The organism is Methanocorpusculum sp., from assembly GCF_030655665.1.
Classification (GTDB): domain Archaea; phylum Halobacteriota; class Methanomicrobia; order Methanomicrobiales; family Methanocorpusculaceae; genus Methanocorpusculum.
Window position 1 is genome coordinate 119,949 of the sequence record NZ_JAUSPQ010000003.1, and the last position, 14,814, is coordinate 134,762.

Genomic DNA, 14,814 nt, shown 5'->3' on the forward strand with positions numbered 1-14,814 from the left:
TGTTCTTCCCGTTAGGTGACCGGCAGCCTCGCCTCTGCCGGCCCGGGATCATTGCGGGATCGTGCATCGCCGTTGTTTTCAGGATAAAGAATTCCTGAAGCAAAACTTTTTTTGCAGAAAATCTGCAGTAATGTTCCTAGTATCCGCCCCCTGTCCCCCCTTTTCGTTTTTTCGTCGTTTTTTTTGTGTATTTTGTGTATTTTGTGTGCTGAATGGTACTATCCAAAGAATCCCGCACAAAAAATCTGGTCCAAAAAGCGACCTATTCCCATCCCATTTTTACCGGTTTTGTCCTGCTCAACCCTAATCAAAAATTGAGTCAAACCTGCCAAAATTCCTATCGAACTCTCTATTTTCGATTGAATGGAACGTTTCTCTCTTCATCTCTGAAGAAATGAAATCATTTCAATTTTGAATCAATAATGAAAGTTAGATGTCAATTCCATGTCTTTTAATAGCTCGTTCTCTTTTAAATCCGGGAGGTAGGGGTTTATACCTTTTATCGTTTGCATCATATTCGTGGGATTGAAAGTTGGCTAGGGATTCAATATCCAGTTCTCCAACAATGAGAGTACTATTTTTCCCACCGCCGATCTGACCAAGATTCCTTTTTTCATGTCTTGATGGTTGTATTATTCGCGAACAACCAAATTCAGAAGTATTTGAATAAACTACATAGCAATGCAGATCTCGGGTAACTGATTCAAGAATATCCATAAAATATGAGACATCTTTGTTCCATGAACAGGCAATCAGAAAATCTAATTCAGACCGGAAAATTGCCCGATGCTGAATATCTGCTAATTCAAAACAGTTGTACACAGTAAACTGTGTTCCTCTCCATTCGTAAAGATGATATATTGCATTTTCAAAACAGGGAATATCATATCCATTCTTATTGAGGTCACGAATTTCTTCTGGGGCATAATGATTTTTGATTCTCAGAGATACACAACAGGACTTATACATATCTTTAACTTCGAAGGGAAGAAGCGCAGCAGTTAGATTATAAGCCAGTGGCTTGTTTTTACACATATCTTCTCCTTCGGGAGAGGGGAGACAAATGTGTTCTATCCCAAATACCAATCCAATCTGATGTTCACGGGTCCACATCGTTAAACTAGGTAACCATTGGGCGGGAATAGCACACTCAGGAAATACTACGAGATTACATTTTTCCTTTACAGCTGTATTCAGAATCTGAGATATCTCCAGCCATTTCTCCAGAGACAGATTATGCTCTTTTGTTGTCTCATAATTACTCGATATATCAGCATAGGGTAACTTCAGATTAACAATTCCAACACGAAGCTTTGTTAATATATCTGCATTGGAAGTGATGGTGATTTTTGTAGGATGCACATCAGATGTGATTTTGAAATTTCTTTGATGCAGAGGTTCAATATTAATATTTATCTTATCTTCATCTATTTTCGCCATCCATTGATAAACATCAGATTGTTTCTTTATTGCATCCTTTAGATATCCTAAGAGTTTGACTGGGTCACTATCTTTTATTTCATCTGAATCCTCTCTAGAGGTCAACCTCCCTTTTGTTTTCAAATCTTTTAGAGCATAGAATAACTGCAGTTCATGAATGTGAATGAAACGCGGCGTATTTTTTATTTTCACTTCATCAAGTTCGAGTGAGTTTGTAAACCCGGAATAGAATACATCAATGTTACAGAGATCACCGGAATAATCTTTAACATAATTCAGGAGAGGATAGGACACATGATGATGACGAAGCATATTTGCCTCCCTGAAACACTGGGAAAAATCATATATCCGAGTTGCTGTTGGTATTTCATCACTTACTGTTCTAGAATATGGACAATATTTATCAAAACTATCCTCAGATAGTAATGCTAAGGCTGAAGCTAACGCTAGCTCTTCGTATTTTATTAAATCCTTCTTGACACGATACTCGAATTTATTATCCAGAGAATATTGTAAATATGAAATATTCTTTTTAATATCATAATAGATATCTTTCAATCCCTCGGGTTTTTGTGATAAAATAAATAATGTGAAGAGTTTCTCCCATGAACGAATGTAGCTAAGATAGTTTTTCCCACGTAAATCCTGGAGAAGTGTCTTAATAAACTCCTCACTATATTCGAGAGGTTTGCCGCAGATTTTTAAATGTGACAACTGTTTAGCAAGTAAAATCGAAAATGCAGCCTGATTAATAGTTAATCTCTCAATATTTCTCAGTTTATTCGTTCCACTCTCCTCATAGACAAGATGATATAAGTCTGTATCACAAAGATCATTTATTGGAACCTCAGGGAGATACGTGAACACTTGAGAATTATCTTCGATAGCTTTTGTAAATAATTTCAGAAGAGCCGTTGAATGATGTGAATCTATCTGAAATATCTTTATTTTTTCATTTTGTACAATTATTCTTTTTTTAGGGACACCCTGAATTTTTATGTAATATTGGGGACCCTGAGCATTTGATTGAGTTTTTGGGTATTTTGCAAGAATCCCTCTATCTACAAAATATTTTTTGATAACAGTCTCTAAATCAGAATTTATTATTCGTTTTGGCTGTTCATCATTGGAATATTGCGGTTGCGATATGACCAGAATAGAATCGTCGACATACCGACCATAATATCTTGGCTTTAAATCATCCAGTATTTTTTTGTCAAAATCTTTGAGATACCAGTTTGCAAAAATCTGAGATGATGGTAATCCAATTGGGAGAATTTTCTTTTGACCATTCTTACCCTTGTCCCATGTATCTTCAGAGAAAATGCTTTGATGTGTTTTCTTTGCCTGTTCTTTGATTAAATCCGTTGATTTAATGTGAATTTTTTCAAGAATTATATTCAAATGTTCCCATAATGTTTGTTTCTCAAGATTATTACTCGAATTGAATTTATTATTAAGACTATCTAATATTTTCTTAAAATCAATGTCAATTGAGTAAAAATAATTTGCAAAGTCAAGAGAGAAGATAAGTGTATTTTCATGATTACTTACTGCTTCCTTTGCACTTTTCATTGCATTGGATCTCCAGTCATTATATTGATTGATGTATTTTTTGAACAAATGTGAACTATTGTCCTTATCTTTTTTCGATATCACCAAATCATGTATTCGATTTGCATAACAACAATCCCCCAATTCCTGATCCAAGAATACACCTATCTCAGTAATCCACCATACATCCAGTATCAATAGTGGAACTGGGATGTCAAAGAAATAATTTACGCCATCAATAACATATTTAGGTGACGAACTTACATTTGATACTGTACGTTTGGAGGGTAATTTGGACTCCTTATTATCAAAATCGACTGATTTTGGAAGTATATGACAAAAAATTTTATTTATCCAACCATTAATAATCGTATTAATCTCTTCAAAATCCGATGGAATTCCAGATAATGCCATTAAAACAAGTATTATCTCTTTTTTCTCCTCTTGCCCATTCAGTTCAAAGCGTGCAAGTGTTTCCTGAGAACATAAATCAGGAGTGTAGTATATCGTTTGTTTCAGTTTTTTGTATAGGCGATTATAAAGTTCTGGAATATAATTATCGGCATTTTTCGTAGACACAATATAAATAATCTATGCTATTCCAATATAAATCCGATGCACAGACATATGATATTCTACAAATTTCTCTCTTTTATAACATCTGGTAATCTGGTGGAGGAATTGAATTCCTGAGGATAATATACAATACCTGGCAGTTTCTCTCCAATATAACCATATTTAGGATGATATCCAAATAAATTCACATAGTCTGCCAAATCATCTTTTTCGAGGTTCATTTCATAGAATACAGCACAAAGTGCCATTACATCATCCATTGCCTGATGTGTATTTTCTACATCATCTATATTATAATATAAAATAGCATCACTAAGCTTATGCGGGTAGGGAAATCTATCTTTAAACACAGTTAATGTGTCAATTACTCCACATTTTTGTGGAAATGAATAACCATACCGATTAAACATATTCCGTAGGAATGAGAGATCAAACTGTGCATTGTGACTGACGAATAGTATTGGACCCGGAATCCGCAACATCAATGCAAAACGACGAGCAACTTCGCTTTCCGGTAATCCTTTCATTGATAAAAATTCCCGTGTCAATCCAGTAATCTTCTCCACCTCCGGTTCAATCTCTACGTCATCTGGAAGTTGAACATATGCATCCATTGAAAAATCAACACCATCCGATCCGATACAAAGGGCTGCCAATTCTGTAATTCTATCTAACTCGGGATTGCGATTTGTTGTTTCCACATCAAGTACAATCATGTGTGAATATATCTTGGCTAAACTGGTTGGAATAGAAAATATCAATGATGAAACCATGGATGTACCTAGCATTCAATTGGGTGTGTTAGCATTAAGTTTCTTGCTAAACGCGGATAATCATTTCTTTTCCTACTTAGTAATGAAAGAAGATGGAGCATCTCACCCCTGGTCCCGAAAACCTAACTTTTCTCAAAATAATAAACCCCAGCCATTCATTAATATACAACAATCACGTATTATTGATCTAATGAAAAAACTGGCAATTCTTTTCCTGATTCTTCTTGCGATCGTTTTTGCAAGCGGATGCACGAGTACTGCAGATACTTCTGATCCGGTGATCGGCACATGGATCAGTAACAGCAATGCGGCGGATGTCTTCGTCCTCAATGCCGACGGAACCGGAACCGACACGTATGAGAGCCAAAACACCACGAAAGTCTACAATGTGACCTGGGTCTATGACGGAGACTACTACCTGCTGGACTATCCGGACACGTGTACACTTTCCGCAGATGGAAAGACCCTGATCATGGATTACGGCACTGTTTTCAGCGGGGACGGTCTTGTCGGTACCTGGACCACAGAGGAAACAGAGATCATCTCTCCCGGCTTCACCGGACGCGAGTATTACTACGTCTTCGACAACCACACAGGTATTTACTACCAGAAATGTATTGAGGATCCTAACTACTCAATGATGAACGGCTTCTCGTGGAAGCAGCAGAATGACGGATCATACGTGTTCTATAACTATACCCCGGGCTATATCTTCGAGCTCTCGGAGGATGACACGGTCCAGACCTTCTTCGGGGACGGTCTGCATTATACCGGGAACGGTCTTGTCGGCGCCTGGAACCGCACCGAACCGTTAGTCCTGTCTGACGGAACCATCATGCATGCAGAGCGTGTCATGAATGCCGACGGATCGGCGAAGCTTTCCTGGTATTATCAGAATGGCACGTTTTCCCACGCGTATGACCAGTATTGGGAACAGATCGACGACTATTATGTCGTTGTGGTTCCGAACTTCCTGCGTGGAGAACTTGATCTGAATGATGACGGGTCTATGACATTTTACTACCTGGAAGCGCCGGGAATAGTTTACCATAAACAGTAAACTCAATTTCTCTCTCTTTTTATCTGCTGCTTATTCTGGAAAATCTGCACGAACTGTTCTGCTCAAAAGTGGTGCGGGAAATGTGCATTTTTTGTATAAATTCAGAAAAATACTGGCGTATTTTAAATTTTTTCACCAGATATATTTATCGTAGATAATGGCTATTATCTTCTATGAATAAAAGTGTGTGTTTTTTAGTGATATTACTGCTATTCGCGGTATCTTTTTCAGCTGGTTGTGTTTCAACATCTTCTCACGAAGCAACTCCCAATCCAACATCTACACAAACGCTCGTCCCTCTCGTGGATAATACGCCGGTTTCGTCAGTAACAAATACTGCTACTGCAGCCCCAACAAAAACATCCACTCCTATTGTAACAAGTACACCCACTCCTACTAAGATCGTTACATCGACAACGATTTATTATGTGAACAAGGAATCAGAGATAGTACATAAAGCCGGCTGTTCATATATCAAGGATATTTCCAATTACTTTACAGTGACAGACCCATCAGGATATCAAAAGTGTAGCAGGTGCTGGTAAATTTTTTTCGTCAATTGCAATAACTCCTTATTCTGAATCCAAAAATAAGATTCCCCGCCGCGGGCCGCTCCCCGCCGCGGGCCGCTCCGCGCCGAAGTCGCGGCCCCGCACCCCGAAATCGCATCAGAAAAATGTGAATACTCCCTCTCCCCGAAAATACTAGGATCATCATCCCGTGTTTGGTGTTCGTTCGATTTGGATTCCGAATGTTGATCTCATGATCTCAGCATCAACTGTTTTTTTCACCAAAGTGATATCAGAAAGGTGTTGAACCGCCCGAAAGCCGCTCCCCAGACTCTCTCAATAGATCCGTCCAAACTGCATTTTTGCTTTCTGCGTATATTCACGCACAAATGCAGTCTTACTTTCAGTATATCCATCCCGTTCATGTTCATAACGTTTCCAAAGGGATAACTTCAATTTTTCATATTTTTTTGCAATCCCAGGATGTCCATTGAGATAATCCCTGAAGTATAATTCGTCATTGTCACCGTACTTTTTCAGATGTACATGAAACACTTTTTCAGCAAATCCATTCGGCGTATATCCCTTATTAAAATCGAGATGGATTTCATTCTGCGCCATACACGTATAGCCGTTACGTAAAAGCAGATTTTTTATTTCATCAAATTCACTCAGGTCGGCCTCCATCAAAATATCAATGATAGGTTTCGCCCATATCCCCTCAATTGAGGTACTGCCGATATGATGTATTTTCACAGTATCCGGCAGGACAAGCATGAGATGGTCTTTTTCTTCCCGATACTGGTCCGCCCAGCAGACCTGGTGCTCTATCAACTGGATCGGAAACAGTTCCCATAATTCTTCCAGCGTCATCTCTGACATAGATTTACTCATAGAAGTGCTTCCTTTCAAATTTCTGTGTGTCTATCAGCATACTGCGTATTCAGGGCAAGCTCATTGAGAGCGTTAACGACTGTTGCTCCCTTTCGTTTGGTTTCGCAGCATTCCGCATTTATTCTCTGGTAAATACTCAAACTGATGCTTATGGTAGAGCTGATCAGCGGGGCTGTTTGCGATTAGGCAAATGTAGCTGTCCTCATGCGTGTTCTCTTCGAAGTAACGGTCGATAGCCTGCATGATCTGCTCTGCATACCCTCTCCGCTGATATTCCCTGTCTACCATAATATCACTCACAACGTACGTTATCCCGCCATCCCCGACTACCCTGCCGAATCCGATCAGTTTTTCTTTATCATACATCGATATAGTGAGCAGGGAATTCTTCAAAGCGATTCTGCTTCTCTCTACATCTTTATTATCCATTCCGGACCGCAGCCGAAGGCTTACATAATCTTCGGCAGCGGGGACTTCATACATAAGCTGCATACTCATCTGTTATCTCCCATATATTCCTGATTTATGATATCGATCGCATTATAGATTATCGGGATGCATAAAGAAACGTATCTCGCCCGTACCCTATTCATTCATAATTCCTCATACCCAATATGTACCCGCGTGAGAGGGAGCACACGGCTGACGGTGGTCAATTCGAGACCGCTGAGGAAAGTCCTCCCACCGCTCAGGTACACAGCCGTACGCAAGTACGGGTGGCGAGAGTCACAGCTCTGGAACAGAAACGACACGTCCTCTTCTGAGCAATGAAACAGCAGTTGAAGCTGTTGAGCGTCGAGGTTGAGGGACCGATGGAACGGCGAATCTCTGTGGGTGCAAGTTGAAACAGGGTCGCTACGGGTTTCCTGACCCAATGATCCGGGTACAACGCTTAGCCGAATGCCGTAAAAACAGGAGGAGGCTTATCACTCCGACTCACGCATCTTCTTCTTTTGGTCCATTTCCGGTATCACTAAATAGCTGCGGCGCCGATTAAAGTCTGATTAAACATGGGCGGGAATTTTGAGTGTACACAGTGCGGGCTTTGCTGTCTTGGTATCGGGGAGATCGTCAGAATGGACAAACAGCTCTCCCAGTACGGGTTTGTCGTAAAAAACGAAGTCGTCCGGGAGATGCGCCAGGCACTCATCACACCCGAATACCGGGAGTTGTTTGATAACGATCACTCCGTCCAGGAGGAAAACAGAGCGGCCTGCTTTTTTGTCCGGCGAAAACCCGACGGCAAATATGTCTGCACCATCCATCCGTACCGTCTTTTCATTTGCAAAGATTATCACTGCTGTGCCGCAAGGATCTGGAAAGGCGGCGAAGAGGCAGCACGGGTGAAAGGCCGCGTATCGCTCGTCTCAAAGGACGAGGAACTGAAAGAGATATGGCGGGAAAAAGTTCAGAAACATCCCGATCCGTCTCCTGAATACATCGAGTCCGTGATGGGGGAACACGGCTATTCTATTCTGTTCTATGACGGTGAATGAGATCCCCGTAACCGCCGGTGTTCTGATCTGTACCGACGGCAGACCGGTCGAACCCGAAAGATGCAGGATGTGCATGCATTCCCGCTACTTCGTGATCGACGGAAAACAGGAAAAATCGCCCGCTCTTGCCTTCTGTCAGGTAGAACGGGTCACAAAGATACCGGATATTCCCCGCTCAACAGCGGTCGGCTGTGCGGAAAAACGGGGAGACGGATTCCACAACGTCTCGAATATTTTCTCGTAAGGGGGCTCAGACGCCGGCAGGCTTTACGCCCGTGATCTTTTCGATCTCGGCGCATGACTTATTCAGATCATCCATATAACAGCCGACCGACTCCTTGAATCCCGAGTACCCGTACACCGATTTCAGCGCGAGGGATAGAGCCTGTTCGCCGTTCTCCTGATAGATGCGTTTGAGGAAATAAATGATCATCTGGTCTCCTCCTGACCGTTTGAAGATCATCCCGTGCCGCATGTGGACATACATCCCGAAAAAGACTTTGTTCGCCTCAGGCGTCTGCTCTATTATACCTGCAAGCTTTTCTGCAGCTTGATTCGGTGAGATCTCTTCCCGGTAGACAAGTCTGGATACCAGATATATTTTTTCCAGATCATCCTCTTTCCACATGAAATTATCAGCAGCCATTACATGTATGTAGTGGGTGACCCCGGATATATCTTTTGACTCTCGATTCGAAATCCCTAAGTATTTCCCGGTATGATGATTATTCAATGCAGACCCTGCTGTCCACCCCGTTCAAAGCTGTTCTCTTTGATATGGACAATACGCTCTTCGATTTCGTGGATGCCATGAAAAACGGCTGCGTGGCGGCCGCCGCTTCGGTCGGCGAAGGGACCGGCGATGAACTTCTGAGTTATTATGTCCGGTGGAAGTATCATTTCGAGGACCACACCAATCTTCAGGACTTTATGCTGGCCCACAACCGTTTCTCGGTCGAGAAATACTTCGAGGCAGTCGGCGCTTTTGATGAAGCAAAAATGAAGAGCCTTGTCTCCTATCCGGGAATCGAGGAGGTCTTAACTGGTCTCAGATCATCAGGATACCGCCTCGCGGTCGTGACGGACGCATTTTCCTACGCCGCCGAACTGCGTCTCGAACATCTCGGACTGAAATCCTATTTTGATGTGATCGTCGGGTATGATACGACAGGCTACAAAAAACCGCATCATGCTCCGTTCGAGTGTGCCCTGGATCTTCTCGGACTCTCGCCGCACGAAGCAGCCTACGTCGGCGATTCGATCCGGCGCGACATCGAACCGGTCCGGTCGCTCGGCATGACTGCCGTCTATGCAAAATACGGGGATCGGAACTTTTTCGACCATCCGTCCCTTGCCTGCCCGCAAAAAGTGCTCGTTGCCGACACGCCGGCAGATATTCTCCGGCTGTTACGACCATAAATATAGTAATGCTTCATTACCAACATGATAAAAACACATGATGCTTGATACCGGTTTTTTAGAACGTATCGCTCCTTATATTGAACCCCTCACGGATGAGGGACGTGCCGAATATATTGCGGAAGGCGAGGAATCAATCAAGATCCGGGAGAAGGAGGGACTCTCTCCCCGGGATTATTTACAGCTGGTCGAAAACATCGGGCTGTATCTTGGCAAGACCACGGGTGCGGGCTTCGATTCCCATTATCAGAAGATCCCGCTCACAAAGGACAAGACCCTCCTTGTGATCCAGCTGCCGGGCGGCGGAAATCTGAACGTATTTCTGACACCTGAGGGCAAAATGATCCTGGATACCGGATACGGCTGCTACTATAAAGACTGCGAGCGGATGCTTAACGCAGTCGGTGCCGGGGATTTTTCCGATGTGAAGTTCGTGGTCTGCACGCACGGCGATGCGGATCACTGCGGAGCGTCCGGCTATTTCCCGGTCACGCCGGTGATGCATCCGGTCACAAAAGAGCTGCTTGAAAGCGGCACGCGGGGCTATGCATCGCCCAACGGCCGCGAGATCCTGGAGAAGTTCTATACGACGACGATCAACACCTACTCCCGCATGAATATCCCGGAAACGGTCAGATACTGTAAGACCGAGCCGGTCAGAAAACACGGGCTTTTCCCGGTCATCGACGAGTTCGAGTTTGCCGGAATGAGGTTCGAAGTGTGGGCAAGTCTCGGCGGCCATATCGCGGGTCAGATCTTTTTGTATGAACCGGACGAGGGGCTGCTTTTCACGAGTGACGCTCTGCTGAATTTTGCGACGCTGACAAAAGCCCGTGCGGACTACAGTTCGATCGCCGATTCGATGATCGGGTCGGTGAATGTGAACAGTGATATCGCACGAACCGAGCGGCGGGAACTCATGCGGATCACAAAAGAACTCGACGACGAACTGAAAAAATCCGGCAGACGTCTCCTGATCTGCTGCGGTCACGGGGCAGTGTCAATTCTGGATGAGAAAGGCATGCTCTCACCTTACAGTGAACCGCTCTACTACTCGGCAGGATCCTGCTGATAATCTCTCTTTTTTCCGATTCGATCTTTATACGGTTTTTTTGTAGAAAATTATGCAGAGATATTTCCGTAAATGAAGGTCAGGGACGGTTCCCGGATAATGTAAAACATTTTATACTATTACAACTTACTATTAGTAAGCGAGTCTAAACGGCCCGCGAGATAGACGTCGGCAAGTTCGACTGCCTGCCGATCCCGGGATGCGTACAAGCGTTCCGAAACCAACAGAATTCACCACCTGGTTGGTCAGATCCACAATAACACACCACCAAAAATCTTTTCATACAAGCAAGGGATGAAACCAACCCGCGAAAGTACCCCATGCTTTCGCTTGGCACAGCCTATATGGTTGTGCCATTCCTCCTAAACCAGTTTTGATACCTGTTTTTACGATTTTCACTCTATTTTCTCAGCGAACAATACCATCATAGATGCGATGGAATCCCGGTCGCCGATAACTACTGCGGTATCTCCTTCGTTCAGGATCGTATCTCCGTCCGGGGATACTACTGCGTCCACTTTCCCCGCACACCGGACGGCAATGACCGAGACACCGTAATTCTTACGAAGCTGGACATCGGAGATCCGCTTGCCTGCGATCTTTGACCCTTTCTCGACCCTGATCTGTTCGACCCGTGATTTATTTTTGGACAGCATCTCATTCGCCTGCTTTGCCCGCATCCTGACGATCTCGAATTTCCCGCCTTTTGTATTTAGTTTGAGATTTGAATTGATCGGCATCTCGATATATTTGTCGTAGATCTCGTTTCTTGCCTGTTTTGCATACAGATCGAAGTCCTGTACCGGCACCTGCTGATTGGAAAGGATCCGATGGAAGATCTGAAGGGCCGCTTCCTTTTCATCCACGATCACTTCATCGGCTCCGAGACGATACAGCTCGGCGGTCTCGGAGATGTACCGCGATCTCGTGATGATCCCGATCTTCGGATTCATTCTGCGTGCGGTCGTGACGATCGCCTTGGTCGTGTCCATCTGCGGGATCGAGACTACGATCGTCTGGGCTTTTTTGATCCCGGCAAATTCCAGGATGCCTTCCCTCGACGCATCGCCGTAGTGGATGTTCTCCCCGAGCTTTTTCTCGGTTGAAACCGTTTCCGGGTTGAGTTCGAGAATAACGTAGGGAATGCTCACTTTTTTCAGTGCTTTTGCCACATAATGGCCGGTAAGTCCGTAACCGACGATGATGACGTGCCCGATCGGGAGTTCATCCTCGACGCTCCCGGCAGGGCTGCTGTATCCGGGTCCCTCCGGAACCGGTGTCGGGAAGAACCGGTCGACGAACTTGGGCGCGATACTGATCATGGTCGGCGTCATGATCATCGTCATGATCGAGACCGCGAGAAATATCTGATACATATTATCGCTCAGAATACCGCTGGAATATCCGGTGGCTCCGAGAACAAAGGAGAACTCTCCTATCTGGGAGAGACCGAATGCCGAGAGAAGTGCGACACCTGTTGCCATCCCAATCACCTTGACGGAGATAAAGCTCACCACGAGTTTTGCAATGATCAATGCGGCGGCAAGTATGAGGAGGAAAGGCAGATGCTGGGCGAGGAACGTAAGGTTCAGCAGCATGCCGATGGAGACGAAGAAGAAACTGGTCAGGAGATCCCTGATCGGCATGATCTGTCCGATGACCTCATGACTGTAATCCGATTCGGAGATGGCAACTCCAGCAAGGAACGCTCCGAGCGCGAGAGACACGCCGTTTAAGGACATGAGCCAGGCGATCCCGAGACAAATGGTCACGATCGAGATGATAAAGAGTTCACTGCTCCGAGTGAGGGCGACCCTTTGCAGAAATTTCGGGACGAGATAGATGGCAGCGATCAGGATGATGCCGAGCATTCCAAGACCGACCACGAAGTTCAGCACGGTTCCAAGGAGATTGGTCTCTTCGGGACCGGCAAGGATTGGTGCGAGCATCATCATCGGAACGACCGCGAGATCCTGGAAGATCAGGATGCCGAGAGCGATCTTTCCGTGTTTGGTCGCCATCTGCCCTTTTGTCTGATAGATATTCAAAACGATGGCCGTTGACGATGTCGAGACCATCATTCCAAGGAATATAGCGGTGTTGGAGGGGAGTCCTGCGAGCTGCAGGGCAGCCCAGATGAGGACTGTCGTGATGATCATCTGCATACCGCCGCCGATCAGGACGACCTTTTTCATGGAGAGGAGGTTTTTGAGCGAGATCTCAAGACCGATGGTGAACATCAAAAGAATGACACCGAGTTCTGCGAGAATGGCGACCTGCTCTTCGGTGATCAGATGGAGACCGAAGGGGCCGACGATGATTCCTGTTATAAAATACCCGATAATGAACGGGATATGGATCTTTTTGCTGATAAATAACACGCCGATCGAGCATGCGAGCACGATCACCACCGCCAGTAAAATACCCATTTGAACGACCATATCCATGTCCTATTGTATGTAGCAGAATAATACTCCGTGATCAGTAAAAAATGTAGCTATACATTGGCAGGATATTCCCTTTCATTGTGTGATCCGGAATATGTTGAAATGATTTTCGTATGCCGCATCCCGGTCTTTTGAGGAAAAATTTTTTAACATTTGAAATGAGGATATGTACTGCTTACCTATGCCGGATACGTTTCTTTCCACCTACCTGAATACCGCGATAAAAAAGCTGATCAAAGATGTCCTGAAGGGAACGCTTTCGAACAGGAAGGAGACGGCGTTTCTGTTATCGCAGGCACGTCAGCAGCGGGAGAATGCGAAGAAGCGGGGTGCACATCCGAATATGCCGGTGTTTCTTATCGCGAGTATCACGTCGTCGTGCAATCTTCACTGTGTGGGCTGCTATGCGAGAGCGACGGGTATGTGCGGCGATGCGCCGGGAGGAGCGGAACCGCTGACCGTTCCCGAGTGGGAGAATATTTTCGGTCAGGCAGAGGAGCTCGGGGTCTCGTTTATCCTTCTCGCGGGAGGGGAACCTCTTCTCCGCCGCGATCTGATCGGGGCGGCGGCAGGGCACGCATCGATCATCTTCCCGATATTTACGAACGGGACGCTGATCGATGCAGAGTATACGAAGCTTTTCGATGATAACCGGAATCTCGTCCCGGTCATCAGCATCGAAGGGGGCATCGAGGAGACGGATGCCCGCCGGGGTTCGGGGACGTATACCTCGATCCTTGCGTCGATGGGTCGCCTCCGTGCTGAAAAGATCCTGTTTGGCGTTTCGGTGACGATCACGACGGAGAATCTTGCCGAGGTGACGTCGGCTGCGTTCCTGGATCTGCTGCGGGACCAGGGATGCAGGCTCGTGTTCTATATCGAGTATACGGCGATCGATCACGGCTCAAAGGAGATGGAACTGGACGCGGTGATGCGTGAGGAGCTGGAGGGGAAACTGACAACGATCAAGTCGGCGTATCCGGGGATGGTGTTTATTTCGTTCCCGGGAGACGAGAAGCATATGGGGGGGTGTCTTGCGGGCGGGAGAGGATTTTTCCATATCAATCCGTACGGTTCGGCAGAGCCGTGCCCGTTTTCGCCGTATTCAGACCGGAATCTCCGGAACGTTTCTCTGCTGGATGCGGTGAACTCGCCGTTTTTTGCAAGGCTGATCGATGCGGGTCTCGTGGGCGGGGAGCATGACGGCGGCTGTGCTTTGTTCGAGCACGAGGCGGAAGTCATCGCCCTCATGAATAAGGAGTGATCCGGTTACTGGAAACTACTGGAGGCTGCAGGAGGAGCAGCTTCCGTGCAGGTTCCGCTCGGTGAGCTGGCCGACCTGCAGTTCGAGGTCCCTGACCCGTTCCATGAGGTCGGCATAGTCACGCTCGAGTTCTTCGAGGCGTTTTTCCATGTTTTCTGCTGATGTCATGTATAGGAGGTTGGTGTGATCGGTTTTATAGGTTGGGTAGCGGGCTGTCCCGTAGGGGCGGCCTCAGCGGAGCAAACCGAAGGTTTGCGACTGGGGGAGGCGGGTCGGATGCTGAAAGCAGACGACCTCAGCCGAGGCGGGA

13 protein-coding genes and 1 other RNA gene are annotated in these 14,814 nt (G+C 45.6%); 7 read left to right on the forward strand and 7 right to left on the reverse strand.

What is annotated here, in order from left to right:
• Positions 1–429: 429 nt before the first annotated feature.
• Positions 430–3,573 (reverse strand): hypothetical protein, encoded by a 3,144-nt coding sequence (locus Q7J08_RS01195; protein WP_304909864.1) that lies wholly within the window; start codon positions 3,571–3,573, stop codon positions 430–432.
• A 56-nt stretch (positions 3,574–3,629) separates the two neighbouring features.
• The gene (locus Q7J08_RS01200; RefSeq protein ID WP_304909865.1) at positions 3,630–4,343 is read right to left on the reverse strand and encodes a 3'-5' exonuclease; all 714 of its coding nucleotides are present in this window, start codon (positions 4,341–4,343) and stop codon (positions 3,630–3,632) included.
• A 190-nt stretch (positions 4,344–4,533) separates the two neighbouring features.
• On the opposite strand from Q7J08_RS01200, the gene Q7J08_RS01205 reads away from it, so the two are divergent.
• A complete protein-coding gene (locus Q7J08_RS01205) occupies positions 4,534–5,403 on the forward strand; it encodes a hypothetical protein (RefSeq protein WP_304909866.1) in 870 nt (289 codons plus the stop codon).
• Positions 5,404–6,248: 845 nt separating this feature from the next.
• Here the strand turns inward: Q7J08_RS01205 and Q7J08_RS01210 are convergent.
• Together Q7J08_RS01210 and Q7J08_RS01215 are read right to left on the reverse strand one after the other, a co-directional pair.
• Positions 6,249–6,824, reverse strand: a complete 576-nt coding sequence (locus Q7J08_RS01210) for a GrpB family protein (protein WP_304909867.1) — start codon at positions 6,822–6,824, stop codon at positions 6,249–6,251.
• 54 nt (positions 6,825–6,878) lie between these two features.
• Positions 6,879–7,304: a GNAT family N-acetyltransferase gene (locus tag Q7J08_RS01215; protein WP_304909868.1), complete on the reverse strand. Its 426-nt coding sequence runs from the start codon at positions 7,302–7,304 to the stop codon at positions 6,879–6,881.
• 128 nt (positions 7,305–7,432) lie between these two features.
• Here Q7J08_RS01215 and rnpB point away from each other — a divergent pair.
• The 3 genes from rnpB to Q7J08_RS01230 all read left to right on the forward strand — a co-directional run bounded on the left by rnpB (position 7,433) and on the right by Q7J08_RS01230 (position 8,546).
• Positions 7,433–7,744, forward strand: an RNA gene (gene rnpB / locus Q7J08_RS01220) — RNase P RNA component.
• A 72-nt stretch (positions 7,745–7,816) separates the two neighbouring features.
• Complete coding sequence (locus tag Q7J08_RS01225) at positions 7,817–8,302, forward strand: YkgJ family cysteine cluster protein (protein ID WP_304909869.1); 486 nt, start codon at positions 7,817–7,819, stop codon at positions 8,300–8,302.
• On the forward strand, positions 8,289–8,546 hold the full coding sequence (locus Q7J08_RS01230; protein ID WP_304909870.1) for a hypothetical protein: 258 nt from the start codon (positions 8,289–8,291) through the stop codon (positions 8,544–8,546). Before Q7J08_RS01225 ends, Q7J08_RS01230 begins: the two co-directional genes overlap by 14 nt.
• A 6-nt stretch (positions 8,547–8,552) precedes the next feature.
• On the opposite strand, the gene Q7J08_RS01235 is transcribed toward Q7J08_RS01230, so the two are convergent.
• Positions 8,553–8,948 (reverse strand): hypothetical protein, encoded by a 396-nt coding sequence (locus Q7J08_RS01235; RefSeq protein WP_304909871.1) that lies wholly within the window; start codon positions 8,946–8,948, stop codon positions 8,553–8,555.
• 86 nt (positions 8,949–9,034) lie between these two features.
• Between Q7J08_RS01235 and Q7J08_RS01240 the strand changes: the two genes are divergently transcribed.
• Positions 9,035–9,721, forward strand: coding sequence for an HAD family hydrolase (locus tag Q7J08_RS01240; RefSeq protein WP_304909872.1), 687 nt, complete (start codon positions 9,035–9,037; stop codon positions 9,719–9,721).
• A gap of 37 nt (positions 9,722–9,758) precedes the next feature.
• A complete protein-coding gene (locus Q7J08_RS01245) occupies positions 9,759–10,793 on the forward strand; it encodes an MBL fold metallo-hydrolase (protein ID WP_304909873.1) in 1,035 nt (344 codons plus the stop codon).
• A 395-nt stretch (positions 10,794–11,188) separates the two neighbouring features.
• Here Q7J08_RS01245 and Q7J08_RS01250 read toward each other — a convergent pair whose 3' ends face one another.
• On the reverse strand, positions 11,189–13,234 hold the full coding sequence (locus tag Q7J08_RS01250) for a cation:proton antiporter (RefSeq protein WP_304909874.1): 2,046 nt from the start codon (positions 13,232–13,234) through the stop codon (positions 11,189–11,191).
• A 187-nt stretch (positions 13,235–13,421) separates the two neighbouring features.
• Between Q7J08_RS01250 and Q7J08_RS01255 the strand changes: the two genes are divergently transcribed.
• Entirely contained in the window at positions 13,422–14,504 is a 1,083-nt protein-coding gene (locus tag Q7J08_RS01255; protein WP_304909875.1) for a radical SAM protein, read from the forward strand.
• Between the two features lie 15 nt (positions 14,505–14,519).
• Here the strand turns inward: Q7J08_RS01255 and Q7J08_RS01260 are convergent, their stop codons facing one another.
• On the reverse strand, positions 14,520–14,672 hold the full coding sequence (locus Q7J08_RS01260; RefSeq protein ID WP_304909876.1) for a hypothetical protein: 153 nt from the start codon (positions 14,670–14,672) through the stop codon (positions 14,520–14,522).
• Between the last annotated feature and the right edge of the window lie 142 nt (positions 14,673–14,814).

Excerpts from the sequence above, each read along its gene's own strand:
- Q7J08_RS01230 (WP_304909870.1), top strand. The coding sequence starts at position 8,289 with ATGACGGTGAATGAGATCCCCGTAACCGCCGGTGTTCTGATCTGTACC.
- Q7J08_RS01240 (WP_304909872.1), top strand. The coding sequence starts at position 9,035 with ATGCAGACCCTGCTGTCCACCCCGTTCAAAGCTGTTCTCTTTGATATG.
- Q7J08_RS01260 (WP_304909876.1), bottom strand. The coding sequence starts at position 14,672 with ATGACATCAGCAGAAAACATGGAAAAACGCCTCGAAGAACTCGAGCGT.
- Q7J08_RS01245 (WP_304909873.1), top strand. The coding sequence starts at position 9,759 with ATGATGCTTGATACCGGTTTTTTAGAACGTATCGCTCCTTATATTGAA.
- Q7J08_RS01255 (WP_304909875.1), top strand. The coding sequence starts at position 13,422 with ATGCCGGATACGTTTCTTTCCACCTACCTGAATACCGCGATAAAAAAG.
- Q7J08_RS01250 (WP_304909874.1), bottom strand. The coding sequence starts at position 13,234 with ATGGTCGTTCAAATGGGTATTTTACTGGCGGTGGTGATCGTGCTCGCA.
- Q7J08_RS01215 (WP_304909868.1), bottom strand. The coding sequence starts at position 7,304 with ATGAGTATGCAGCTTATGTATGAAGTCCCCGCTGCCGAAGATTATGTA.
- Q7J08_RS01200 (WP_304909865.1), bottom strand. The coding sequence starts at position 4,343 with ATGGTTTCATCATTGATATTTTCTATTCCAACCAGTTTAGCCAAGATA.
- Q7J08_RS01225 (WP_304909869.1), top strand. The coding sequence starts at position 7,817 with ATGGGCGGGAATTTTGAGTGTACACAGTGCGGGCTTTGCTGTCTTGGT.
- Q7J08_RS01205 (WP_304909866.1), top strand. The coding sequence starts at position 4,534 with ATGAAAAAACTGGCAATTCTTTTCCTGATTCTTCTTGCGATCGTTTTT.
- Q7J08_RS01235 (WP_304909871.1), bottom strand. The coding sequence starts at position 8,948 with ATGGCTGCTGATAATTTCATGTGGAAAGAGGATGATCTGGAAAAAATA.